We start from the raw sequence: 22,750 nt of genomic DNA on the forward strand, positions 1-22,750 counted from the left end.
GGTACCCGGGCCGCATGACTCAGAACGTGCAGGTCAGCGACTCGTACTGGCTTCAGACGGCACCGGGCGGCGCGCCCCGTCCCGCGCTCGCGGAGGATCTCGACGTCGACGTCGCCGTGATCGGCGCCGGTGTCGCCGGGCTCAGCGCGGCCTGGGAGCTGACCCGGGCCGGGCGGAGCGTGGCGGTGCTGGAGGCCGGGCGGGTCGCCGCCGGGGTCACCGGGTACACCAGCGCCAAGCTGACCGTCCTGCACACCCTGGTCTACGACAGGCTGCGCCGCACCCGCGGCCCCGAGGGCGCCCGGCTGTACGCCCGCTCGCAGTCCGAGGCGATCGAGCACGCCGCCGGGATCGTCGCCGAGCTGGGCATCGACTGCGACTGGGAGACCCGGGACGCCTACACGTACGTCCGCGACCCGGGCCGCGTGGATGAGCTGCGCGCCGAGGCGGCCGCGGCCGAGGAGGCGGGGCTGCCCGCGTCGTTCGTGACGGAGACCGGGCTGCCGTTCCCGGTGGCGGGCGCCGTGAAGGTGACCGGACAGGCCCAGTTCCACCCCGTCAAGTACCTGCTGGCCCTCGCCGCGGACCTGGAGGCGCGCGGCGGGCGGATCTTCGAGGGCACCACCGTCCAGGGTCTGGACGAGGGCGAGCCGTGCCGGGTGCGGACGGAGGCGGGGGCGACGGTCACTGCCCGGGACGTCGTGGTGGCCACCCACTACCCGATCTTCGACCGGGCCCTGCTCTTCGCCCGCCTCTCCCCGCGCCGCGAACTGGTCGTCGCCGGGACCGTCGAGGCGGACCGCGACGTCGACGGCATGTACATCACGCCGGAGGAGAACACCCGCTCGGTGCGCACGGCCCCCCTGGCCGACGCGGGCCGCCGCCTGCTCGTCGTCACCGGCGAGCACTTCACCCCCGGCACGGGCGACACCCGCGAGCGCTTCGAGACCCTCGCCGCCTGGGCGGACGAGCACTTCCCAGGCGTCGAGCGCACCCACGCCTGGGCCACCCAGGACATCGACCCCACCGACACCGTGCCGATGGTGGGCCCGCTGCACCCGGGCGCGCACCACACGTACGTCGCCACCGGCTTCGGCGGCTGGGGGCTGAGCGGCGGCATGATGGCGGGCCGGCTGCTCACCGCGCAGATCACCGGCGAGGAGTGCGCGTGGAGCGGGCTGTACGACCCGCGCCGGCTGCGCACGGCGGTGCGGGAGGCGCCCGCGCTGCTCAAGACGCAGGCCGAGGTGGCCCGGCACTTCGTCGGCGACCGGCTGCGGCCCACCCCGCCGGTGGAGGCGCTGCCGCCGGGCGAGGGCGCGGTGGTCCGGGCGGGCGGCGACCGGCTCGCGGTCTACCGGGACGAGGAGGGCGCCCTGCACGCCGTCTCGCCGCGCTGCACCCACCTGGGCTGCCTGGTCGACTTCAACGCGGCCGAACGCGCCTGGGAGTGCCCCTGCCACGGCTCCCGCTTCGGCACGGACGGCAGGGTGCTGGAGGGCCCGGCGACCAAGCCGCTGGAGCGGCGGGAGATCTGACGCCCGGGGCCTGAGCCGGGCGGGTGACCGGGGCGGCACGTCACCACTCACGGTCATACGAAACGACCATCCCACTCCTACGTTCGTACGGTGATCACTCTCGTACGACGTGCCACCGCGCTCTGTGTCCTGGGCGCCGCCCTCGCCGCCTGCGGAACCACCGGGGCCGAGCAGGCCCCCCGTCCGGCGCCCTCGGCCCCCGACCCGTCCCCCTCCCCCTCCTCGTCCGCCCGGACGCCCACCCTCGCCCCCGGCCCCGCGGGCCTGACGCCCGTCTTCGAACACGGCCCGCGCACCGGCGGCACCAAGGACGGCAAGCCGGTCGCCCTCACCTTCGACGCCGACATGACCGCCGACCAGGGGCCGCGGGCGGCGTCCGGCGAGCGGTTCGACAACCCGGGCCTGATCACGGCGCTGCGGGAGCTGAAGGTGCCGGCCACGGTGTTCATGACCGGCCGCTGGGCGGAGGAGTACCCCGACGAGGCCCGCTCCATCGGCCGGGACCCGCGGTTCGAGATCGCCAACCACTCCTACAGCCACTACGCGTACACCGACGACTGCTACGGCCTGCCCACCGTGCCCAAGGAGCGCATGCGCCCGGACCTGGAGCGGGCGTACACGGCGTTCGAGAAGGCCGGGGTGCCGAACCCGATGCCGTACTTCCGCTTCCCCGGCGGCTGCTACGACAAGGCGGCCCTCGAGGAGTTGTCGGCCACCGGGGTCACCGCCGTGCAGTGGGACGTGGTGAGCGGGGACGCCTTCGCGACGGACGCCGACGCGGTGACCCGGCAGGTGCTCGACGGGGTGCGGCCGGGTTCGGTCGTCGTCATGCACTGCACGCGCAGCGCCGCCCCGGTGACCGAGGAGGTGGTGCGGTCGGTGGTGCCGGAGCTGCGCCGCCGGGGGTACCGCTTCGTGAAGGTCTCGGAGCTGGTCGGCGCCGCGAACGGGCACGCCTGACGCCCTAGGCTGGAGACATGGACAGCGACCACGACCACGACCGCGAACCGGAGCCGGAGCCGGACGGCGCCGGCTGCGAGCCCGGCGGCTACTGCCTGATCGACGCGCCCCGGCCGCCGAAGGCCGACGGTCCGCCGTTCGCGGAGTGCGTGCAGTGCCGGGAGCCGACGGAGTACCCGGAATCGTACAAGGGCATCACGCTCTGCCCGGTCTGCGAGTGGCAGGAGGCCCAGCGCACCGCCTGCTCAGGCTGACGGTCCGCGCGAGCCGAGCGCACAGGCCACGGCGATCGCGCCCGCGGCGATGACCGCCGCCCCGGCCAGCGGCAGCAGCGGCAGCGGGACCGCGCCCGACCTGGACCCGGTGACCAGGCCGCTGACCGCCGCCCGCGCCGGGGACCCCGACGCCACGAGCGCCAGCAGGGCCGCCAGCAGCAGGGCGGGGACCGCGCGGCCGGGCGAGCGCAGCACCGGCCAGGCGGTGAGCGCGCCGACGGCGGTGCCGAGCAGGGCGCACACCAGCGCGGCGAGCAGCCCCGCACCGGCCGCCGGAAGCGGGGACACGCGCGTTCCGTGACCGGTGCTGACGGGGTCGCTGATCAGCGTCACGACGACGGTCGCGACGGCGCCCAGGACGACGGCGGCGGCCAGCCCCACCAGTACGGCGGCGAGGTGGGACCGCGCGGGACCCCGTGCCGCCGACACGCACTCCCGCGCGGCGGGCGGCTCGCCCGTGACGCAGATCCGCACCAGCCAGGCCGCGACCGGCAGCAGCACGGCCGCCGCCCAGCCCAGCGAGTCGAGCACCGGCTGCCCGCCCTGCACGCCGATGCCGAGCGCGGCGGCGTACAGGACGACGGGCGGCAGCCAGCGCTGAGAGCGCAGCAGGAGCGCGGTCTGGTAGCGCAGCAGGGCGGTCATCGGCGCTCCTCGGGGGCGTGCACGCTCACCACGTGCCAGGGCGGCCGGGCGGTCAGGAGCGTGCGCAGCAGGACGTCGGAGTGCGAGGCGGGAACGGTGAGCGTGTGGGATCCGGGGCCGGTCTCCTCGGCCGAGGCGGCCGTGCGGTGCACGTCGGCGGGGAGGACGGCACCGGCCGGCCCCTGCACCCGCACGACGACCCGCGGCCCCGCGGACACCGGGGCCGGTCCGGTACGGCGGTGCAGGCTGCCGTCGCGCACGGCGTACACGGCGTCGGGCACGCCTGCCAGGCGGCGCGGATCGTGATCGACGAAGACCACGGCGCCGCCGACCGCGGTCCGTTCGGCGACCGCCCGCTCCAACTCGCCCCGCGCGTCCGCGTCCAGCCCGGTCCAGGCCTCGTCGAGCACGAGCAGCTCCGGCTCGGCGAGCAGGGCCTGCGCCACCGCCACCTTCTGACTGCTGCCCTTGGACAGCCGGGAGAGCCGCGTGTCGGCGTACCCGGCGGCCCCCAGCCGCTCCAGCCAGTGCCCGGCGGCACGGGCCGCCGCCCGGCGGGACAGGCCGTGGACGGTACCGAGGTGGGTGAGGTACTGGGCGGCGGTGAAGGGCAGGGCGGGCGGGAAGCGTTCGGGGACGTAGGCGGTGCGCGGGCGGCCGGTGACCCGGCCCTCGGTGGGGGCGTCGATCCCGGCGAGCAGGCGCAGCAGGGTCGACTTGCCGGTGCCGTTGGCGCCCTCGACGCGGACGAGGGCGCCGGGCGGCACGCCCAGCTCGACCCCGCGCAGCACCCACGGACCGCGCAGACCGTAGCGGCGGCCCACACCGTCCAGCCGTAGCTCGCGTCGCATGGGGCCATACTCTCCCAGGCCCGCGGGTTGGCAGACTGTAGGGCGTGAGCAACGACCCGACGACACCCGTCCCCGCGCCCGTTCCCGCCCCCGACAGCCCCTTCCGACCCGAGCCCGGCGACCGCGACCTCGCACCGCAGTTCGTGCTGCCGCTCGTGGTGCGCATCGAGCGGGCGGCACCGCCGTCCCGCACCGACGCGCTGGAGACCGCGGCCCGGGCGGTGCTGGTGATGCTCGGCGACGAGCGATCCACCGGTGACGGCGCGTGGGCGCGGGCGGTGCGGGACTGGCAGGACGCCCGCATCCGCAAGGTCGTGCGGCGGGCCCGCGGCGCGGAGTGGCGGCGGGCCGAGGCGCTGCCGGGCATCACGGTCACCGGCAAGAACGCCGAGGTACGCGTCTTCCCGCCGGTCCCGTTGGACGGCTGGCCCAAGGACCTGGCCCGCCTCCAGGTCTCCGGCACCGACCTCGACGACCCCGAGCCGCCGGTCGACGCCGACCCCACCGCGCCGGTGCTCTGGCTCAACCCCGACCTGGACATGTCGGCGGGCAAGGCGATGGCCCAGGCGGGCCACGGTGCGCAGCTCGCCTGGTGGGAGCTGTCCGACGCCGAGCGGACGGCCTGGCGCGACGCGGGCTTCCCGCTGTCGGTGCGCACCGCGGACCCGGCCCGCTGGACCGGCCTCACCACCGGCGGCCTGCCGGTGGTGCGGGACGCCGGGTTCACGGAGATCGCGCCGGGTTCGTGCACCGTGGTGGCGGACCATCCGGCGCTGCGGCGGGCGCGCCCGTAGGCGCGGAGGCGAACCGGCCGGGGCCCGCGGCGGCCCGCGGACCTCGAACCTCAAATGTTCCTCTGAAGGCGCCCTCCGCGGGGTTCGGGCCCCCTCGCGCGGGCGATACCCCGGTCATGACGACGCGGAGGGAGGGATCGGCCATGCGACGACTGGGCACCGGCATCGGATGGCGGCCGGAGATCGCGGACGCCGTCGAGGAGATGCCCGGCATCGAGTGGGTCGAGGCCGTGTCCGAGAACCTGTGTCCCGGGCATCTGCCCGACTCGCTGCTGCGGCTGCGCGAGCGCGGCGTGACCGTCGTACCGCACGGGGTCTCGCTGGGGCTCGGCGGCGCGGACCGACCGGACGCGGGACGGCTGGCGGCGCTGGCCGAGCGGGCCGAGGTGCTCGGGTCGCCGCTGGTCACCGAGCACATCGCGTTCGTGCGCGCGGGCGGGGCGCTGACCGCGTCGCCGTCGCTGGAGGCGGGGCACCTGCTGCCCGTGCCGCGCACGCGCGACGCCCTCGACGTGCTGTGCGAGAACGTGCGCGTCGCGCAGGCCGCGCTGCCCGTGCCGCTCGCCGTGGAGAACATCGCCGCGCTCGTCTCGTGGCCGGACGAGGAGCTGACGGAGGGGCAGTTCCTGTACGAGCTGGCCGACCGGACCGGCGTGCGGCTGCTGATCGACGTGGCGAACCTGCACACCAACCACGTCAACCGGGGTGAGGACCCGGCCGAGGCGCTCGCCGGGCTGCCCCTGGAGGCCATCGCCTACGTCCATGTCGCGGGCGGCTTCGAGCGGGACGGCGTCTGGCACGACAGCCACGCCCACCCCGTCGCGCGGCCGGTGCTGGACATCCTGACCGACCTCGCCTCGCGCGTCGCGCCGCCGGGCGTGCTGCTGGAGCGCGACGAGAACTTCCCCTCCGGCGACGAGCTGCGGGGTGAGGTGGAGGCGATCCGCGTCGCCGTGGAGAAGGGGCGGGCGGCGGCCACCGGGACCGGAGCGGCCGCCCCCACCTCGCGCACCGGTACCGACGCGGGCTCCGGCGCCGACGACGCCGTACGGCAGCGGCTCGGGCTGGCGCAGGCCGCGCTGCTGTCCGCGCTGGTCGCGGGGACGCCGGTGCCCGAGGGGTTCGACCGGGTGCGGCTGGGGGTGCAGGCGCGGGCGCTGGCCGGCAAGCGGGCCGACGTGGTCGGCAAGGTCGCGCCCGAGCTGCCGGTGATCCTGGGCGCGCGGTACCGGCCTGCCTTCCTCGCCTACGCGCAGGACCGTCCGATGACCGGCGGCTACCGGCGGGACGCCCTCGACTTCGTCGCACACCTGCTGCGGACGGCGCCCGGGGACGAGGGCCCGGGTGTGCGGCGGGAGTTGCGGGAGTGGTGGCTGGAGCGGTCGGGACCGGTGCCGCGGTCGGCGCGCCCCGGGGCCCGGCTGGCCCGTGCGACCAGGCGTGTTCTGCTGCGCCGCTGAACCGGGGGCGTCGGGGGACATCGCCGAGCGGAACGTCACATACCCACAACACTGCGTCCCGGAATGTGAAAAGGGCATGGCGCCGGCGAAAGCCTTTGGCATAGAAGTACGGCATGTTCTGGGTCCTTTTCCTCCTGTCGGCCTGGGCCGTCGCCGGCCTCGCGTGCCTGCGGCTGTGCCTGGCCGCCGTACGCGCGGCGGCCGTGGAACCGGGCGCCGTCGTCCGTGAGCACACGCTGACGCTGTACGAGGCGGCGTTCCTGTCCGGCGGCCCGCGGCGGGTGGCCGACCTGACGCTGGTCTCGATGGCGCGCCAGCGCCGGCTGCTGCTCGCGCACACCGGATGGGCGACCGTCGTGGACCCGCGCGGGCGGGACGACATGGAGCGGTCGGTGATAGGGGCGATAGGCCCGGGCGGACAGTCCCGGATAGCGCCGGTCCGGGCCGCCGCGGCCGCCGCCGACGCGGTACGGAGCCTGGCCGACCGGCTGGTCGGCGCGGGCCTCGCCGTGCCCGACGGCGGTGCCCGGGGGATCGCGGCCGGGGTGCGCCGGGTGCGGGTCGCCGCGGTGACGGTGTGCGCGCTCGGCCTGGTCGCCCTGGCGCTGCCGCTGCCCGCCACCGAACCGCGCCTCCTGATCGCCCTCTGGTTCGCGCTGCCGCTCGCCCTCACCCTGGGCTGCCTGGCCATCACGCGGATGGAGATCCACCCGTCCTCGCGCTGGGCCTCCCCCGCCGGGCAACGGCTGGTCGGCGCCCTCGTGCAGCGGGCCGACGGCACGGCGGACGACCGGACCTTCCTCACCTCGGTCGCCGTGCGCGGCGTGCACGCGATCGGCGAACCGGACCTGCGTGCCGCCTTCGCCCACCGCGAGAAGTACGCCGAGGACCACTGGGAGCGCCGGGCCTGACGCTCGGGGGGCGTACGGAGGCACTCGGCGCCGACACCCGCGGGCGGTGCTTGCCCCGTCCGGCCGCCGCACCAAACATCCCTTGTGTCACACCGTGCACCGAAGGGATACGCGATGCGAGCTGCCGCCCTCTACTCGGCCGCCGGGTCCTTGCTGCTGGCCACCCTCACCGCCGCCCCCGTCCGGGCGGCGCCGCCGGCCGGACCCGGACCGGCCGAGGCGCTCGGCACCGCCGTGGCGGCCCGGCGCGCGGCGGCGGCCGGGGTGGACTTCGGCAGGTGCCCGCAGGCGGAGGAGCTGCCGGACGGCATCCGCTGCGGCACCGTGACCGTGCCGCTGGACTACGCCCACCCGGACGGCAAGCAGGTCCGGCTCACCGTCAGCCGGGTGCGGGCCACCCACCGGGACCCGGACGGCGGCGGGCGCGAGGTCCCCGGCCAGGGCGCCCTCCTCTACAACCCGGGCGGCCCCGGCGCCTCCGGGCTGTACTTCCCGCTGGTGGGCATGGTGCCCGAGTGGAAGCGCATCGCCGCCGCCTACGACCTCGTCGGGTACGCCCCGCGCGGGGTCGCGCCCTCCGCGCCGCTGTCCTGCCAGGACCCCGGGGACTTCTTCAAGGGGCCGCGGCCGGCGCCGACGCGGCCCTCGGACGCGTACAAGGAGGAGCGCGCCGCGGAGGCCGAGGCGTACGCGCGCGACTGCGCGAAACGGGGCGGGGAGGCGCTGCGGCACTACCACTCGCTCAACAACGCCCGGGACCTGGAGGTCGTCCGCGCCGCGCTGGGCGAGCGGCGGCTCACGTTCATGGGCGCGTCCTACGGCACCTATCTCGGCGCGCTGTACGCCGAGCTGTTCCCCTCGCACGTGCGGCGGATGGTGTTCGACGCGGTGGTGAATCCGGACCCCGAGCAGGTCTGGTACCGCAACAACCTCGACCAGTCGGAGGCCTTCGAGGACCGCTGGGACGACTTCAAGGAGTGGGTCGCCGAGCACGACGCCGTGTACGGGCTCGGGGACACGGCGAGGCGGGTGCAGGACAGCTACGAGGAGGCGAGCGAGCGGCTGGCGGCGGAGCCGGCGGGCGGCACGGTGGGGCCCGCGCAGCTCCAGGGGGCGTTCCTGACGGCCGGGTACTACGACGACTACTGGCCGCACCGCGCCGAGGCGCTGTCGGCGTACCTGAAGGGCGATCCGCAGCCGCTGGTCGACCAGGCGGGCACCCGGACCGCGGAGGGCGCGGTGCGGTCGGAGAACTCCAACGCCGTGTACACGGCCGTCGAGTGCAACGACGCGCCCTGGCCGGCCGACTTCGAGGTCTGGGACCGGGACAACACCCGGCTGGCCCGCCGGGCGCCGTTCGAGACCTGGGACAACGTGTGGACCAACCTGCCGTGCGCCTACTGGCAGGGGCCCCGGCAGCGACCGCTCGACGTGCGCACCGCGCCGGGCGAGCTGCCGCCGACGCTGGTCCTGGCCGCGGAACGGGACGCGGCGACACCGTACGAGGGTGCGCTGGAACTGCGGCGGCGGCTGGCGGGCTCGGTGCTGGTGACCGAGCGGGACGCCGGGACGCACGGCATCGCGGGCGGGCCGAACGACTGCGTCAACGGCCACCTGGAGGCGTATCTGCTGGACGGCCGCCTCCCGGCGCGGGACACGTCGTGCGCCCCGCGCCCGGAACCGGAGCCACGGCAGACCGCGGCACCGAAGGCCTGACTAGGCGAGCCCGGCGACCAGCTCGCCGATGTCCTTGCGGCGCCCGGTGTAGAACGGGATCTCCTCGCGGACGTGGCGACGCGCCTCGGAGCCGCGCAGGTGGCGCATGAGGTCGACGATGCGGTGCAGCTCGTCGGCCTCGAAGGCGAGGATCCACTCGTAGTCGCCCAGCGAGAAGGAGGCGACCGTGTTGGCGCGCACGTCCGGGTAGCCGCGGGCCATCTTGCCGTGGTCGGCGAGCATGCGGCGGCGGTCCTCGTCGGGCAGCAGGTACCAGTCGTACGAGCGCACGAACGGGTAGACGCTGATGTAGTTCCGCGGCGTCTCGTCGGCCAGGAAGGCCGGGATGTGCGAGCGGTTGAACTCGGCGGGGCGGTGCAGCGCCATGTTCGACCAGACCGGCTCCAGCGCCCGCCCGAGCTTCGTGCGGCGGAAGAGGTTGTACGCCTCCTGGAGCTGGTCGGCGGTCTCGGCGTGCCACCAGATCATCAGGTCGGCGTCCGCGCGCAGCCCGGACAGGTCGTAGGTGCCGCGGATCGTCACGTCCTTCGCGGCGAGCTGGTCGAACAGCTCCTGGACCTCGTCGGCGTACCCGGCGCGGTCCTCGGGGAGGGTGTCCTTGAGCTTGAAGACGGACCAGAGGGTGTAGCGGATGACCTCGTTGAGGTCCTTGGCCAGCTTGCCCTTGTTCGGGATGCGCTCGGCCGCGGGGGTGGAGGCGTCGTCACTCATGGCCCTATTCTCCCGCTCCGCCGTGCAGGCTCTGCACCGGGTGGGCCGTGAGCTCCTCCACACCGCCGAGGTCGCCCCGGATCTGGTCGGCGGCCGCGTACGCGCTCGCGATGCTGGCCGGGATGCCGACGCCGTCGTACGCCGCGCCGCACACCGCGAGGCCGGGGAGCTTCGCGACGTGCTCGCGGACGCGGGCCACGCGCGCGTGGTGGCCGACGGGGTACTGCGGCAGGCCGTCCTGCCAACGGGTGACGCGGGTGGCGACGGGCGCGGCGGTCAGGCCGGTGGCCTCGGCCAGGTCGTGCCGGGAGACGGCGACGAGTCCCGCGTCGTCGCGGCCGAGGATCTCCGTGTCGCCGTACCGGCCCACCGAGGTGCGCAGGACGACCAGGTCCGGGTCCTCGTCGGCGATCCAGCCCCACTTGCGGGAGGCGAAGGTGGACGCCTTGATGGTGTGCCCGTCGACCGGCGGTACGAGGAAGCCGCTGCCCTCGGGGAGCGCGGCGGCCTCCGAGCGGCGGTAGGCGAGGGTGACCAGGGCCATCGAGGCGTACTCCACCGCGGACAGCTCGGCCGCGGCGGCGGGCGCCTCGGCGCGCAGCAGCTCGGCGGCGGGCCCGGCCGGGACGGCGACGACGACCGCGCCGGCGTGCAGCACCCGGTCGCCGGCGACGATCCGCCAGCCGTCGGACGCGGTGCGGCGCAGCTCGGTGACGGGCGCCTGGGTGACGATCTCGCCGCCGCGCGCGCGGACCGAGTCGGCGACGGCGGGCGGGAGGGTGCCGATGCCGCCCTCGATGCCCATGAAGACCGGGCCGCTCGGCGGTGAGGTGGCCGTGCGGCCCTGGAGGGCGCGGACCGCCTCGGTGAGCGAGGTGTGGGTGCGGGCGGCCTCGAAGAGCTGCGGCACGGCCGAGCGGAGCGAGATGCGGTAGGCGTCGCCCGCGTAGACGCCGCCCAGGAGCGGCTCGACGAGGCGGTCGACGACCTCGCGGCCGAGGCGCGCGGCGACGTACTCCCCCACGGCCACGTCGTCGCCGACCTCGGTGCGGGGCAGCTCGGCGTCGCGCTCGATGCGGGCGAGGCCCTCCTCGGAGAGCACGCCGGACAGGGCGGCGGCGGTGCCGGGGACGCCCATGACGTGGCCCTTGGGCATGGGGCGCAGGGCGCCGCGGGTCCACAGGGAGGCGGTCGCGGTGGACGGCGGCTGGAGGCGGTCGGCGAGTCCGGCCGCGCGGGCCAGGCCGACGGCCTCGGGGCGGCGGGCCAGCATCGACTCGGCACCGAGGTCGACGCGTACGCCGGCGATCTCGCCGGGCAGCAGCTTGCCGCCGACCCGGCCGGACGCCTCCAGGACGGTCACCCGGGCGCCGGCCTCCAGGAGGCGGTGGGCGGCGGCCAGTCCGGCGATGCCGGCTCCGACGACGACTACGTGTCCGGGTTCCTGTTCCGGTGGGAACTCGCCCGCCGGGGTCTCACTTGCGCTCATGGCCCCAGCGTCTCAGACGCCACCGACACCGCCCCGGGGCCGGACGGCCCCGGCCCCGACCCGCAGGTCCCGCGCGACCCGTACGCGTACGGCCCGTACGCGTACGACCCGTGCACCCGCGCGTCCGCCCGGCGCCCGTCCGGCGCCCCGTCCGCCGCCCCGTCCGGCCGCGAGTCCGGACCGTGATCTCTTCGGAACCGTTCCGCGCCGTCGTGCGCGCCCCTCCGCGCGTCGTAGAGACATCAGTTGCCACCAACCTGGGGGGATCCATGATGCAGGCACGACGGCAGGCGACAGGAAGAACCGCGGCCCCGAGGTCCGTGCCACCCGCCCGCGCCCTGGCCGGCCTGTTGCTGGTCACGGCGCTCGCCCTCACCGGATGCAGTGCCTCGGACGCCGGCTCCGACGCGGGCGGCAACGCCAAGGCCGCCGCGCCGCAGCAGGGCTCGCAGGCGGCGGGCTCGCAGGCCGACGGCACGACGGGCGCGGCGGGTGAGGGCGGATCCGACGGCGCCGGTGCGAGCGCGCCGCCGAAGCTCGCTCCGGCCCACATCATCCGCACCGTCTCCCTGAGCGTTCAGGTCAAGGACACGCCCAGGGCGCTCGACGCGGCCCGCACCGCGACCGAGAACGCCGGCGGCTACGTCGGCGACGAGTCCACCACCCGTGACGCGGAGGGCCACGAGCGGACCGAGGTGACGCTGCGCGTGCCCGTGGAGCGCTACGAGGACGTGCTCGACGATCTGGAGGGCGCCGGGAAGCTGCTGCGGCGCGACGCGAAGGCGGAGGACGTCACCGACCAGGTGGTGGACGTGGACAGCCGCGTCAAGTCGCAGCGGGCGAGTGTGGCCCGGGTCCGCGAGCTGATGGACCGGGCGACGCGGCTGAGCGACGTGGTGAGCCTGGAGGGCGAGCTGAGCACCCGTCAGGCGGAGCTGGAGGCGCTGCTCGCCCGGCAGGCGGCCCTGAAGGACCGCACGAGCCTGGCCACCATCACCCTCTCCCTGTCGGAGACGCCGGTGAAGCACGAGGAGAAGAAGGAGGACGAGGACCCGGGGTTCACGGACGCGCTGGCCGGCGGCTGGGACGCCTTCGTGGCGATGCTGCGCTGGGTGGCGGTGGTGCTCGGCGCGGTGGCGCCGTTCGCCGCGATGGCCGCGCTGCTCGCGCTGCTGTGGCTGCGGGTCGCACGCCCCCGGCTGCCGCGCCGTCCGAAGGGGCCGCGCGGTGCGGAGCCCGGGGCGCGGGACTGAAAGATCCCGCCCGCGTAGCGTGTTCGCATGAACATGAGCGCTGGGGACGGGAAGAGCGAGCGGCTGGTCGTGATCGGCGGCGACGCCGCGGGCATGTCCGCGGCGTCGCAGGCGCGCCGGCTGAAGGGCCCGGACGAGCTGGAGATCGTGGCGTTCGAGCGCGGTCACTTCAGCTCGTTCTCGGCGTGCGGCATCCCGTACTGGGTCGGCGGCGACGTGACCGGTCGGGACGCGCTGATCGCGCGCACGCCCGAGGAGCACCGCGCCCGGGACATCGACCTCAGGATGCGCACCGAGGTCACGGAGATCGACGTGGCCGGCGGTCGGGTACGCGCGCGTGACGTCGATTCCGGGGCTCGGTCCTGGGTGTCGTACGACAAGCTCGTGATCGGGACCGGGGCGCGGCCGGTCCGGCCGGAGCTGCCGGGCATCGACGCGCCCGGCGTGCACGGGGTGCAGACGCTGGACGACGGGCAGGCGCTGCTCGACACGCTGACACGCACGCGCGGCCGTCGCGCGGTGGTCGTCGGCGCCGGGTACATCGGCGTGGAGATGGCCGAGGCGCTGATCAACCGCGGTTACGAGGTGACGGTCGTCAACCGCGGCCGGGAGCCGATGTCGACGCTGGACCCGGACATGGGCCGCATGGTGCACGGGGCGATGGAGGGTCTCGGCATCACCATGGTCAACGACGCCGAGGTCACCGGGGTGCTGACCGGGGACGACGGCCGGGTCCGGGCGGTGGCGACCGAGGACGCCGAGTTCCCGGCGGACGTGGTGGTGCTCGGCATCGGTGTGCGCCCCGAGACGGGGCTCGCCGCGGCGGCGGGGCTGCCGCTCGGCGCGCACGGCGGGCTGCTGACCGACCTCGCGATGCGGGTGCGCGGGCACGAGAACATCTGGGCGGGCGGCGACTGCGTGGAGGTGCTCGACCTGGTCTCCGGCCAGGAGCGGCACATTCCGCTGGGTACGCACGCCAACAAGCACGGGCAGGTCGTCGGCACCAACGTCGGCGGCGGCTACGCGACCTTCCCGGGCGTGGTCGGCACGGCGGTCAGCAAGGTCTGCGACCTGGAGATCGCGCGGACCGGCCTGAGGGAGAAGGACGCGCTGCGGGCGGGGCTGCGTTTCGTGACGTCGACCGTCGAGTCCACCAGCCGGGCGGGCTACTACCCGAACGCGTCCCCCATGACGGTGAAGATGCTGGCCGAGCGGCGCACCGGGCGGCTGCTCGGCGTGCAGATCGTCGGCCGTGAGGGCGCGGGCAAGCGGGTCGACATCGCCGCGGTGGCCCTCACGGCCGGGATGACGGTCGAGCAGATGACCGCCCTGGACCTCGGTTACGCGCCGCCCTTCTCACCGGTGTGGGACCCGGTGCTGGTGGCCGCCCGCAAGGCGGCGAGGGAGGTCGAGCAGCAGCGCTGAGGGGCGCCCGCCGGTCAGGCCGTGCCGTTGATCCGGTCGATGGCCTGCCGTGCCTGCTCGGCCGGGGGCCGCGCCGGCAGGGAGGACACGGACGCCGGGGCGCCCATCGGCGCCGGGGCGGTCGCCGGCACCGGGGTGCGTACCGCGGGCGGCTGTTCACCGGCCGGCTTGGCGTGGGACGCCCCGCGCGCGGAGCGCAGCCGGTGGCTCACCGCCTCGTCCAGCGTCACCGGCCGCTGCATCTGCGCCGCCAGCCGCCCCGCCTCCTGACCGAGGCGGGCGACGTCCTCCCAGGGGAGGCGGAGGACGAGGGCGACCTCGGCCTCGCCGTCGGGCAGGGCGTGCATCGCCGGAGCCGGTGTGACCCGTTCGTTCATCGCCTGTTCCTCACGTCGTCCCCGCGTCCCGCCTTCCCCGGGCCGCGGGCGGTTGAGAGGACATACGTACACACGGACGGGGGCGTTCAACGGGGCGGACCGGTTCACCGCCGGCCGGGCGGGCAGTACTGTCTCGTGGTCATCCCCGTCCATGACGTGAACCCGGCGCGCCGCACCCCGTGGGTGACGTACGCCCTGATCCTCGCGAACGTCCTGGTGTTCCTGTTCACCCCCGGCATGGCCGGATCCGCGTCGGGCGACGGCAGTCTCGCGCAGATGTGTGACCTCCAGGCCTTCCTGGACCACTGGGCGGCGGTGCCGCAGGAGCTGCTCCAGCACCGGATGCCCCGCCTGGTGCCCACCGGCGCCGTGGGGGTCGGCCCGCAGGGGCCCGGCTGCGTGGTCGCGCCGCCCGGCTACGACAAGTCGCCGGAGCTGAGCGTCCTGACGGCGATGTTCCTGCACGGCGGCTGGCTGCACCTGCTGGGCAACATGCTCTTCCTGTGGATCTTCGGCAACAACGTCGAGGACCGGATGGGCCACGTCCCCTTCCTGCTCTTCTACGGCGTCTGCGGCTACGCGGCGACCTACGGCTTCGCGCTTCTCGACGCCGACTCGGGTGCCCCGCTGATCGGTGCGTCGGGTGCGATCGCCGGGGTGCTCGGCGCCTATCTGGTGCTGTATCCGAGGGCTCGCGTCTGGGTGCTGGTGCCCTTCCTGGTCTTCCTGCCGCTGCGGCTGCCGGCCTGGCTGGTGCTGGGCTTCTGGTTCGGGCTCCAGGCGGTCTACTCCTCCGGCGGCGCCGTGTCCGACGCGGGCACGGTGGCGTACGTGGCGCACGTCGTCGGCTTCGTCGCCGGCATGCTGATCGCCTGGCCGCTGCGCCGGGGCACCCCGCGCCCGCCGCAGCCGCCCGGGCTGCTGTTCGGGCGGCGGGCGCGGCCGGGGTGGTGACCGGCGGGCCGGGTGTGCTCAGGCGGGGGTCGCCTCGCTCTGCGCGGCGGGGGCCGGTTCGGTCCAGCTGATCCGGGTGCTGCACAGGGCGACGGCGCCCGCCGAGGCGGCCACGGCGCCCATGCCCCACGCCAGGTTGCTCGCGCCGGCGATGAAGCCGATGAGCGGCGGGCCGGCCAGCAGCCCCGTGGTGCCCATGGCGGCAACCAGGGTCAGCGCGTCCGAGCCCTGCCGGGCGGCGGCGGCGTAGACGCAGGGGGTCACGGCCGCGATGCCCAGGCCCATGCAGGCGAAGCCCGCGAGCGCCGGGGCGACGCCGCCGCTGACCAGGGCGACGGCGAGACCGGCGGCGGCCACGGCGCTGCCCAGCAGGACGACCCGGCCGTCGCCCCAGCGGCCGCGCCAGCCGTCGGCGAAGAGGCGGGCGACGACCATCATCCCGGACACCACGGCGATGCCGAGCGGGGCGAGTTCCGCCGAGGCCTCGGCGATGTCCTTCAGGTAGAGGGCGGACCAGTCGTTCATGGCGCCCTCGGCGACCGTGCCGAAGACCATGGCGCAGCACATCCACAGGGTCAGGCGCGAGGGGACGGTCCAGCGGCGGCGGCCCGGCTTCGGGCCGGCGTCGGCCGGGGCGTCGGCCGCGGCCCCGTCGTCGGCCGTGGCGTCCTCGTCGAGCAGTCCGGTGCGCGCCGTCACGCCCAGTGCGGCGAGCAGGACGACGGCGACACCGAAGTGCGCCGCGACCGATCCGGTGGCGGCGGTCATGCCGGAGGCGAGCAGGGCCGCGAGCAGGGAGCCGGCGCTGAAGACGGCGTGCAGCCGCGCCATCGTGTTGCGTTCGTGCCGTGTCTCCAGGGCGGCGCCCTGCGCGTTCATGGCCACGTTCAGGCAGCCGACGAGGACGCCGTCGGCGCACATCACCAGCAGGGCCACCGGGTAGTTGGGCGCCGCCGCCAGGGCGAGCAGCAGCAGGGCCAGGCCCAGCTGGGACAGCAGGGCGAGGCGCCGCGAGCCCATCCGGCGCATCAGCCAGGCCACCGCCGGGAAGGACACCGCCGCGCCGACCCCCGCGGCCATCAGGAGCACCCCCACCTCGGCCGCGCTCAGGTCGAGGTCGGCCTTGATGGCGGGGATCCGCGCGGCCCACGTGGCGTACTGGAAGCCGAGGGACAGGAACAGCGCGGCGATCGCCAGTTGGCCGCGCCGGAAGGGGTCGTGGAGACGGGTCACGCGCAATCAGCTCACTTCGCGCAGGGTGGGGGCGGGCGGGGAGAGGGAGGGGCGGTCCCGGGTCCGCCGGGCGGCCGCCACCGGCTTGGACATGTAGACGGCGTCGCCGCCGTACTCGCCGGCCGGCACCACGCCCGGCTCGGCCACGAAGCCGCGCGCCGACCAGAACCGTTCGGTGCCGCCCACGGCGACCAGGGAGATCCGCTCGTCCCCGCGCGCCCGGGCGGTGGCGGTGAGGTGGTGCAGGAGGTGCCGGCCGAGCCCCCTGCGGCGCAGCCCGGGGGCGACGACGATGTCGTGGAGGTGGAGGTTCCCGGGCTCGGAAGCGTCCCGGTCCGCCTCCGTCCGCGTCAGGTCCGGGTAGCGGTGCGGCGGGTAGGGCAGCGCGAGCACGTAGCCCGCCGTACGGGCGCCGAGGTCCACCACGAAGCAGGTGTCCGGCGACGCCGCCGCCCGGGACTGGAGCGCGGCCCGGCCCTCCGACAGGCCGAGGCCGGTGTAGGCGTCCCGCTCCAGCGTCACGACCGCGTCCCAGTCCCCGTCGGCGAGGGGGCGTACGCGCACGGTCTCAGTCATCGGCGCCGGTCCTCTCCGGGCGGCCCGCGAAGGCGTACGGGAGCGGGGCGAAGCCGTTGAAGCCCCGGGTCGTGTAGCTGGTCGCGTAGGCGCCGCAGGACAGCACCCAGACCGGGTCGCCCGAGGCCAGTGCCGCGGGCACCGGGACCAGCCCCTCCTCGTGGGAGTAGGCGTCGTCGCTGTCGCAGGTGGGTCCGGCGACCACGGCCGGGACGCAGGGGCCGTCGGGGTGGCCCGGGAAGACCAGCCGGTACTGCAGGGCGTCCATCTCGTACAGGCCGTTGAACTTGCCGCAGCTCAGGTAGAGCCAGTGCTGCCGCTCGCCGTCGGCCGCCCGGCGCTCGGTGAGGCGGACGACGTGGGCGCGGATCGCGCCGTGGTCGGCGACGAGGTGCCGCCCGGGTTCGACGACGAAGTCCAGGTGGCCGCCGTGGATCCGGCGCAGCTCGTCCATGCCCTCCCGGATCACGGCGAAGATCTTGTCCAGCGGTGGGTCGAGGGGGGCGCCGTGCCGGTCGCGGTAGCCGAGCGCGGGCAGGCCGCCGCCGAGGTTGACGTGGTCGACGCGGATGCCGTGCCGGCCGAGTGCGCGCAGTACGTCGCCCAAATCGTCGACGGCGCCGTGCCAGGCCTCGCTCGTCATCTGCTGGGACCCGACGTGCACGGACAGGCCGGCCGGCACCAGACCGGCGTCCCGGGCCGCCACCAGCACCCGGACGGCGTCGCCGGGCGGGCAGCCGAACTTGTTGCTCAGCCCCCACAGCGCGCCCGCCCCGCCGGTCGCCACCCGGCAGAACACCCGGGCGCCGGGGGCGTGGACGGCGAGGGCGGCGACGTCCTGGAGGCTGTCGGTGGCGAAGGTGCGCACGCCGAGCCGGTGGGCCTCGGCGATGTTCCGGTCGGACTTGACGGTGTTGCCGTAGTGCACGCGGCCGGCCGGCACCCCGGCCCGCAGCGCCTGCTCGACCTCGCCGGGGCTCGCCGCGTCGGCACCGGCGCCCCGGCCTGCCAGGGCGGCGAGTACCTCGTCGACCGGGCAGGCCTTCATCGCGAACCGCACGTGCACGCCCGGCAGTTCGTCCCGCAGCGTGTCGTGGCGCCGCTCGATGCCGGCCAGGTCGTACACGAGCCGGTCCTCGGTGGCGGCGGCGAGCGCGGCGGCCAGGGGTGCGCCGAGGTCCGCGGCCGTCAGGGGGCTCACCGCGGCCGCCCCTCGGACGGGCGGACCGGGGTGGTCCTGGCCGCGGCCACCATGGACTCCCACGCCTCCGTCAGCAGTGCGAAGTCGGCCATGTCGCCGCGTGCCTCGTCCAGGAGGCGGGCGCGGCGGCCGGCCAGCAGGTCGGCGAAGTCGGCGTATCTGCCGCCGAGCCTTCGGTAGGCGGCGTCCAGGGCGTCGAGCCGGCGGACGTTCTCCGCGGTGTCGAGGCCGGTGCTCTCGCGGGCCAGGGCGGCGACGGTGTCGGGGCGGACCCGGCCGTGCTCGTCCAGCAGGGCGTCGCCCGCCCCGGCCATGCGGTCGTAGACGTGGTGGAAGTAGAGCATCGACAGCAGGAACTTGGCGAAGCGGGTCTGGTAGGCGAGGAAGCCGGGTCCCGTCCGGCGTTCGCCGGTGTAGTAGTTGACGATGTTCCGGTTGTGCAGCACGCCCGGCAGCCGTGCGTCGTGCACGAGGTGGATGAGGAAGTAGTCGCTGCCGATGGTGTCCCGCGCGGGCGGCAGCGGCACGCGTTCGCTGACCGTCGGGCCGTGGAAGGCGATGTTGCACATGTCCACGCGCATCGGGTCGACCACCGTCAGCAGCGAGTGGTCCGTCGTGAAGGGTTCGGTGCCCGCGCCGGTGAAGGACTCCTCGACCAGGGCGCGCTTCTGCTCGGCTGACCAGTCCTCGGGGGCCCACAGGGAGACGACGTCGTGGTAGACGGCGGGGTCGGTGTCCCGTATCTGCGCGATGTCGACGGAGAGTTCACCCACGAAGGAGCTGCCGACCATCGCGACCCTCCGCTCACGGAGGTCGTCCGGGAGGGCGACCGGCTCGGTGACGCCCGCCGCGGCGTCGGCGGCGCGTTCGCCCAGCGACAGCAGTTCGTGGTGGACGGGGAAGACGGTACGGCCGTCCACGCTCTGGTAGCGGCTGTCGGAGTCCCGGCGGTGGACGGACTCGCAGCCGAGCGCGGCCGCGATCAGGAAGGCGCGGTTGGTGCAGGCGCCGTAGGACAGCCCGTCGGGGAGCATCAGGTCGAGGAGCAGTTCGGGCTTGGCGCTCCCGGAGCGTGCCGCCACCCGGGTCAGGAAGTCGCGCTGGGCCGCCTCGTCGAGGTGGTGCGCCGTGATCCGGGGGTGGGCCGGCAGGCGCCGTAACGCGGCGGCGTGGGCGGCGCGTTCCTCGGGCGGGCAGGAGTCGAGGACGAGCAGGTGGACATCGATGTCGAAGTGGTCGGCGGCGTAGGCGGCTTCCTCGCCCAGGGCCGCGACGGTGTCCGGGCAGTGCCGGTTGGTGGGCAGGGTCAGGCAGATGCCGCGCATGCGCCGTCCCCGGTGGCCTCGTTCCGGTCGCTGTTCTGGTCGCCGCTCCCGGCGTCGGCGTCGGCGTGCCAGGACTTCAGGCCGAGCAGCTTGGCGCCGAGGTCGGTCAGTTCGGCGGGGCCGTAGCGCTCGGACTCGTGCCGGTGGGCGTCGCCGAGGAGGGTGGCGTTCCAGTCGGGGGTGGCGAGGGTGCGCCAGGAGTCGACGCGGGAGTCGCGCAGGGTGCGGTGGGACTCCAGTGCGGGCATCATCGACAGGTACTGCACGGCGCGCACGCCCTCGCCGGAGACGTTCGGGGCGACGCCGTGGGCCAGCAGGCCGTTCCAGATGAGCAGGTCGCCGGCCTCCAGGTCGGGCCGTACGACGGGCATGTCCTCGCGGTCGATCGCGGGCCTGATCGGGTCGCGGCCGTCGGGCTGGAGGGCCTTCCAGCGGTCGAAGCGGCGGAACAGCTCGGGGCAGCACTGGAAGCCGCCGTGGTCGGGCTTGGTGTCGTTGAGCGCGATGATGCCCTGGACGCGCTGGGGCAGGACGCCGAGCGTGGTGTCCACGTCCCAGTGCAGGTCGATGTCGAAGCCGCGGTCCGGCTTGTTGATCAGGGCGCGGTCGCGGTTGCCCGTGTTGGGCGGGTTGAGGTTGAGCCGGTCCAGGGTGACCCACAGCTCCTCGCAGTCCCACACGTCGACGAAGGCGTCGTAGACGCGCTGCGTCTGGCGGCTGTCCCAGATGAGCTGGTGGTGGTAGGCCTCGACGAAGCCGTAGATGTGCAGCTCCCGGTCGAGGTCGGAGCGGTACTCGCGGTCCTGGTACCAGGTGTCGGGGCGTTCGGGGTCGAGCCCCTGGAACTCCCAGGCGAAGTCGAGCAGTCGGCGTGCGGAGTCGGCGGGTATCGCCTCCTTCACGACGACGTAGCCGTACGTCTGCCAGTGGGCGAAGTCCTCCTCGGACAGCACCCGCAGCGGACGGGTCTTGTCGAGGTCGCGCAGCTGGGTGCGGGCCAGGTAGGTGTCGGCGTCCGCGCTGAAGTAGGGCAGGTCCGACGGGGCTCGGTGGAGGTAGGAATCGGGCGTCGCCATGTGGTGCTCCAGATCCTCGCCGTCGCCCCGTGCGGGCAACGGCGGTGTGCGCGACGGTGGTCGGGCCGTCGCACATGAGGTCGGTGGTGGCAGCGGGCCCGCTCGCGGCACGGGGCGGAGCGGGGCGAGGTCCGGGGTGGTCGTCACGGAAGTCGTCGTACGGAAGTCGTCGCCGCGACGGCGGACTTCGCAGTCCGGCCGCGGCAGGCGCCCGGCGCGGAAACTGACGTCGCATCCGTCCCTCGCCGAACTTGCGCCTCACAATGGACTAGACCAAGGCGGGGTGTCAACACCCCTCCCGACCAGTCGAGTTGTTACTTCCGAGTTCAGCGAGGGGCACTCTTGACACGTCTGGTTAACCTGAACGCGCACCCTCCTTGGTCTATACCAAGAATCCACCCGAAAGGCGCGGCCGATGTCCTCCAGCAAGCACAGCAGCGAGTTGCGTCGGCTCGCGCTCTCCGTTCTCCAGCCGGGTTTCGTGGGCACCGAGGCCCCCGACTGGGTCCTGCGCGACATCGGCGACGGACTGGCCTCCGTCGTGCTCTTCTCCCGCAACATCGTCTCCACCGAGCAGGTCGCCCGGCTGACCGCCCAACTGCGCGCCGAGAACCCCGACCTGATCGTCGCGATCGACGAGGAGGCGGGCGACGTCACCCGGATCGAGTCCGCCACCGGGTCGTCCCGGCCGGGCAACTTCGCCCTCGGCACCGTCGACGACCCGGCGCTGACCGAGGCGGTCGCCGCCGACCTCGGCCGGCAGCTGCGCGCCGCCGGGGTGAGCCTCGACTACGCGCCGAGCGCGGACGTCAACTCCAACCCGGACAACCCGATCATCGGCGTGCGCTCCTTCGGCTCGGACCCCGAGGTGGTCGCGCGCCACACCACCGCGTGGATCCGCGGGCTCCAGTCGTCCGGCGTCGCCGCCTGCGCCAAGCACTTCCCCGGCCACGGGGACGTCGCCGTCGACTCCCACCACGACCTGCCCGCCTACACGGCCGGCCGGGACGAGATCGCCGCCCAGGCACTGCCCCCGTTCCGCGCCGCGGTCGCGGCCGGCGTGCGCGCGGTCATGAGCGGCCACCTGCTGGTCCCCGCCCACGACCCCGAGCTGCCGGCCACGCTGAGCCGGCGGATCCTGCACGACCTGCTCCGCGAGGAGCTGGGCTTCGACGGCCTGGTCGTCAGCGACGCCATCGAGATGGGCGCCGTCACCCGCCGCTACGGCATCGACGGCGCCACGGTCAAGGCCGTCGGCGCCGGGGTGGACGCCATCTGCGTGGGCGGCGAGAGCGCCGAGGAGGCCACCGTCGCGCTCCTGGTCAAGGCGCTGACCGCCGCGGTGACGGGCGGGGAGCTGCCTGAGGAGCGGCTGGCCGGGGCGGCGGGCCGGGTACGGGAGTTCGCCCGCTGGTCGGCCGGGCTGCGGGCGTCCGGCGCCGCCGGGGAGGCCGCCGGGGACGGCATCGGCCACGTCGCCGCCCGCCGGGCCGTGCGGCTCACCGGCGCCGCGCGGGCCGCCCTGCCGCTGACCGCCGCGCCGCACGTGGTCGAGCTGGCCCCGGTGACCAACATGGCCATCGGCAAGGAGACCCCGTGGGGCGTGGCCGAACCGCTGCGGGAGCGCCTGCCGGGTACGACCTCCGTGCGGGTGCGCGGGCAGGAGCTGGAGGAGGGGACGGTGGCGCTGGAGAGCTGCGCCCTCGAACCGGCCGCGGGACGCCCCCTGGTGATCGTCGCCCGCGACGCGGCCCGGCACGCGTGGATGAGCCGCGCCGTGACCGGTCTGACCGCCGCCCGCCCGGACGCGATCGTGGTGGAGATGGGCCTGCCGGGCGCCGGCGCCGCCGCGGCCGCCCAGATCTTCACCCACGGCGCGAGCGCGGCCTCGGGTGTCGCCGCGGCGGAGGCCCTGACTCAGGCGCCGGCGCTCTGAGCCGGCGCCCGTCCTGGGGCGGG

Annotated in this window: 21 protein-coding genes; 11 read left to right on the forward strand and 10 right to left on the reverse strand. The window is 75.1% G+C overall.

The features are described 5' to 3' along the window. The first annotated feature begins 14 nt into the window (after positions 1-14). The 3 genes from R2E43_RS08090 (at position 15) to R2E43_RS08100 (ending at position 2,752) form a co-directional block, all read left to right on the forward strand. Positions 15-1,538, forward strand: a complete 1,524-nt coding sequence (locus R2E43_RS08090; RefSeq protein WP_193485437.1) for an FAD-dependent oxidoreductase — start codon at positions 15-17, stop codon at positions 1,536-1,538. A gap of 90 nt (positions 1,539-1,628) precedes the next feature. Beyond that, on the forward strand, positions 1,629-2,498 hold the full coding sequence (locus R2E43_RS08095) for a polysaccharide deacetylase family protein (RefSeq protein WP_106517363.1): 870 nt from the start codon (positions 1,629-1,631) through the stop codon (positions 2,496-2,498). A 17-nt stretch (positions 2,499-2,515) separates the two neighbouring features. Then, positions 2,516-2,752, forward strand: a complete 237-nt coding sequence (locus R2E43_RS08100; protein WP_106517362.1) for a hypothetical protein — start codon at positions 2,516-2,518, stop codon at positions 2,750-2,752. Here R2E43_RS08100 and R2E43_RS08105 read toward each other — a convergent pair. Both R2E43_RS08105 and R2E43_RS08110 read right to left on the reverse strand, forming a co-directional pair. Continuing rightward, entirely contained in the window at positions 2,744-3,418 is a 675-nt protein-coding gene (locus R2E43_RS08105; RefSeq protein ID WP_332056062.1) for an ABC transporter, read from the reverse strand. The genes R2E43_RS08100 and R2E43_RS08105 overlap by 9 nt on opposite strands. Continuing rightward, the gene (locus R2E43_RS08110; protein ID WP_011030617.1) at positions 3,415-4,269 is read right to left on the reverse strand and encodes an ABC transporter ATP-binding protein; all 855 of its coding nucleotides are present in this window, start codon (positions 4,267-4,269) and stop codon (positions 3,415-3,417) included. The genes R2E43_RS08105 and R2E43_RS08110 overlap by 4 nt, the downstream gene beginning before the upstream one ends. Positions 4,270-4,313: 44 nt before the next feature. Between R2E43_RS08110 and R2E43_RS08115 the strand changes: the two genes are divergently transcribed. The 4 genes from R2E43_RS08115 to R2E43_RS08130 all read left to right on the forward strand — a co-directional run bounded on the left by R2E43_RS08115 (position 4,314) and on the right by R2E43_RS08130 (position 9,150). Then, positions 4,314-5,063: a peptidyl-tRNA hydrolase gene (locus R2E43_RS08115; RefSeq protein ID WP_011030616.1), complete on the forward strand. Its 750-nt coding sequence runs from the start codon at positions 4,314-4,316 to the stop codon at positions 5,061-5,063. A 143-nt stretch (positions 5,064-5,206) separates the two neighbouring features. Next, a complete protein-coding gene (locus tag R2E43_RS08120) occupies positions 5,207-6,523 on the forward strand; it encodes a DUF692 domain-containing protein (protein ID WP_319123253.1) in 1,317 nt (438 codons plus the stop codon). 113 nt (positions 6,524-6,636) lie between these two features. Next, on the forward strand, positions 6,637-7,434 hold the full coding sequence (locus R2E43_RS08125) for a TIGR04222 domain-containing membrane protein (protein WP_326648456.1): 798 nt from the start codon (positions 6,637-6,639) through the stop codon (positions 7,432-7,434). 114 nt (positions 7,435-7,548) lie between these two features. Continuing rightward, a complete protein-coding gene (locus tag R2E43_RS08130) occupies positions 7,549-9,150 on the forward strand; it encodes an alpha/beta hydrolase (RefSeq protein WP_191851413.1) in 1,602 nt (533 codons plus the stop codon). Here R2E43_RS08130 and hemQ read toward each other — a convergent pair whose 3' ends face one another. Then, a complete protein-coding gene (hemQ, locus tag R2E43_RS08135) occupies positions 9,151-9,882 on the reverse strand; it encodes a hydrogen peroxide-dependent heme synthase (RefSeq protein ID WP_003972879.1) in 732 nt (243 codons plus the stop codon). A gap of 4 nt (positions 9,883-9,886) precedes the next feature. Continuing rightward, the gene (gene hemG, locus R2E43_RS08140; protein ID WP_003972880.1) at positions 9,887-11,371 is read right to left on the reverse strand and encodes a protoporphyrinogen oxidase; all 1,485 of its coding nucleotides are present in this window, start codon (positions 11,369-11,371) and stop codon (positions 9,887-9,889) included. A 269-nt stretch (positions 11,372-11,640) separates the two neighbouring features. Here hemG and R2E43_RS08145 point away from each other — a divergent pair, with 269 nt between their 5' ends. Together R2E43_RS08145 and R2E43_RS08150 are read left to right on the forward strand one after the other, a co-directional pair. Beyond that, a complete protein-coding gene (locus R2E43_RS08145) occupies positions 11,641-12,624 on the forward strand; it encodes a DUF4349 domain-containing protein (protein WP_332056063.1) in 984 nt (327 codons plus the stop codon). A 27-nt stretch (positions 12,625-12,651) separates the two neighbouring features. Then, positions 12,652-14,049, forward strand: a complete 1,398-nt coding sequence (locus R2E43_RS08150) for an FAD-dependent oxidoreductase (protein ID WP_093457213.1) — start codon at positions 12,652-12,654, stop codon at positions 14,047-14,049. A 14-nt stretch (positions 14,050-14,063) separates the two neighbouring features. On the opposite strand, the gene R2E43_RS08155 is transcribed toward R2E43_RS08150, so the two are convergent. Next, the gene (locus R2E43_RS08155) at positions 14,064-14,426 is read right to left on the reverse strand and encodes a hypothetical protein (RefSeq protein ID WP_016327580.1); all 363 of its coding nucleotides are present in this window, start codon (positions 14,424-14,426) and stop codon (positions 14,064-14,066) included. 135 nt (positions 14,427-14,561) lie between these two features. Here R2E43_RS08155 and R2E43_RS08160 point away from each other — a divergent pair, with 135 nt between their 5' ends. After that, the gene (locus R2E43_RS08160; RefSeq protein WP_030864180.1) at positions 14,562-15,380 is read left to right on the forward strand and encodes a rhomboid family intramembrane serine protease; all 819 of its coding nucleotides are present in this window, start codon (positions 14,562-14,564) and stop codon (positions 15,378-15,380) included. Between the two features lie 18 nt (positions 15,381-15,398). Here R2E43_RS08160 and R2E43_RS08165 read toward each other — a convergent pair whose 3' ends face one another. The 5 genes from R2E43_RS08165 to R2E43_RS08185 are packed head-to-tail and all read right to left on the reverse strand — an operon-like array spanning position 15,399 to position 20,791. Further along, positions 15,399-16,613, reverse strand: a complete 1,215-nt coding sequence (locus R2E43_RS08165; protein WP_332056064.1) for an MFS transporter — start codon at positions 16,611-16,613, stop codon at positions 15,399-15,401. A gap of 6 nt (positions 16,614-16,619) precedes the next feature. Continuing rightward, entirely contained in the window at positions 16,620-17,189 is a 570-nt protein-coding gene (locus R2E43_RS08170; protein ID WP_030864176.1) for a GNAT family N-acetyltransferase, read from the reverse strand. Beyond that, the gene (locus R2E43_RS08175; RefSeq protein ID WP_016327575.1) at positions 17,182-18,390 is read right to left on the reverse strand and encodes a type III PLP-dependent enzyme; all 1,209 of its coding nucleotides are present in this window, start codon (positions 18,388-18,390) and stop codon (positions 17,182-17,184) included. Before R2E43_RS08175 ends, R2E43_RS08170 begins: the two co-directional genes overlap by 8 nt. Further along, complete coding sequence (locus tag R2E43_RS08180) at positions 18,387-19,715, reverse strand: DUF6271 family protein (protein ID WP_003972888.1); 1,329 nt, start codon at positions 19,713-19,715, stop codon at positions 18,387-18,389. The genes R2E43_RS08175 and R2E43_RS08180 overlap by 4 nt, the downstream gene beginning before the upstream one ends. After that, entirely contained in the window at positions 19,697-20,791 is a 1,095-nt protein-coding gene (locus R2E43_RS08185) for a phytanoyl-CoA dioxygenase family protein (protein WP_003972889.1), read from the reverse strand. Before R2E43_RS08185 ends, R2E43_RS08180 begins: the two co-directional genes overlap by 19 nt. A gap of 415 nt (positions 20,792-21,206) precedes the next feature. On the opposite strand from R2E43_RS08185, the gene R2E43_RS08190 reads away from it, so the two are divergent. Next, positions 21,207-22,727 carry a glycoside hydrolase family 3 protein gene (locus R2E43_RS08190; protein WP_011030606.1) on the forward strand — a complete coding sequence of 507 codons (1,521 nt, stop codon included), beginning with the start codon at positions 21,207-21,209 and terminating at the stop codon, positions 22,725-22,727. Positions 22,728-22,750 lie beyond the last annotated feature (23 nt).

Origin of the sequence: Streptomyces violaceoruber (assembly GCF_033406955.1) — a bacterium.
Taxonomy (GTDB): domain Bacteria; phylum Actinomycetota; class Actinomycetes; order Streptomycetales; family Streptomycetaceae; genus Streptomyces; species Streptomyces violaceoruber.

Bases quoted from the DNA above. Each gene is read 5' to 3' on its own strand.
- R2E43_RS08090 (WP_193485437.1), top strand. From the start codon at position 15: ATGACTCAGAACGTGCAGGTCAGCGACTCGTACTGGCTTCAGACGGCA.
- R2E43_RS08100 (WP_106517362.1), top strand. From the start codon at position 2,516: ATGGACAGCGACCACGACCACGACCGCGAACCGGAGCCGGAGCCGGAC.
- R2E43_RS08105 (WP_332056062.1), bottom strand. From the start codon at position 3,418: ATGACCGCCCTGCTGCGCTACCAGACCGCGCTCCTGCTGCGCTCTCAG.
- R2E43_RS08110 (WP_011030617.1), bottom strand. From the start codon at position 4,269: ATGCGACGCGAGCTACGGCTGGACGGTGTGGGCCGCCGCTACGGTCTG.
- R2E43_RS08120 (WP_319123253.1), top strand. From the start codon at position 5,207: ATGCGACGACTGGGCACCGGCATCGGATGGCGGCCGGAGATCGCGGAC.
- R2E43_RS08125 (WP_326648456.1), top strand. From the start codon at position 6,637: ATGTTCTGGGTCCTTTTCCTCCTGTCGGCCTGGGCCGTCGCCGGCCTC.
- R2E43_RS08130 (WP_191851413.1), top strand. From the start codon at position 7,549: ATGCGAGCTGCCGCCCTCTACTCGGCCGCCGGGTCCTTGCTGCTGGCC.
- hemQ (WP_003972879.1), bottom strand. From the start codon at position 9,882: ATGAGTGACGACGCCTCCACCCCCGCGGCCGAGCGCATCCCGAACAAG.
- hemG (WP_003972880.1), bottom strand. From the start codon at position 11,371: ATGAGCGCAAGTGAGACCCCGGCGGGCGAGTTCCCACCGGAACAGGAA.
- R2E43_RS08145 (WP_332056063.1), top strand. From the start codon at position 11,641: ATGATGCAGGCACGACGGCAGGCGACAGGAAGAACCGCGGCCCCGAGG.
- R2E43_RS08150 (WP_093457213.1), top strand. From the start codon at position 12,652: ATGAACATGAGCGCTGGGGACGGGAAGAGCGAGCGGCTGGTCGTGATC.
- R2E43_RS08155 (WP_016327580.1), bottom strand. From the start codon at position 14,426: ATGAACGAACGGGTCACACCGGCTCCGGCGATGCACGCCCTGCCCGAC.
- R2E43_RS08170 (WP_030864176.1), bottom strand. From the start codon at position 17,189: ATGACTGAGACCGTGCGCGTACGCCCCCTCGCCGACGGGGACTGGGAC.
- R2E43_RS08180 (WP_003972888.1), bottom strand. From the start codon at position 19,715: ATGCGCGGCATCTGCCTGACCCTGCCCACCAACCGGCACTGCCCGGAC.
- R2E43_RS08185 (WP_003972889.1), bottom strand. From the start codon at position 20,791: ATGGCGACGCCCGATTCCTACCTCCACCGAGCCCCGTCGGACCTGCCC.
- R2E43_RS08190 (WP_011030606.1), top strand. From the start codon at position 21,207: ATGTCCTCCAGCAAGCACAGCAGCGAGTTGCGTCGGCTCGCGCTCTCC.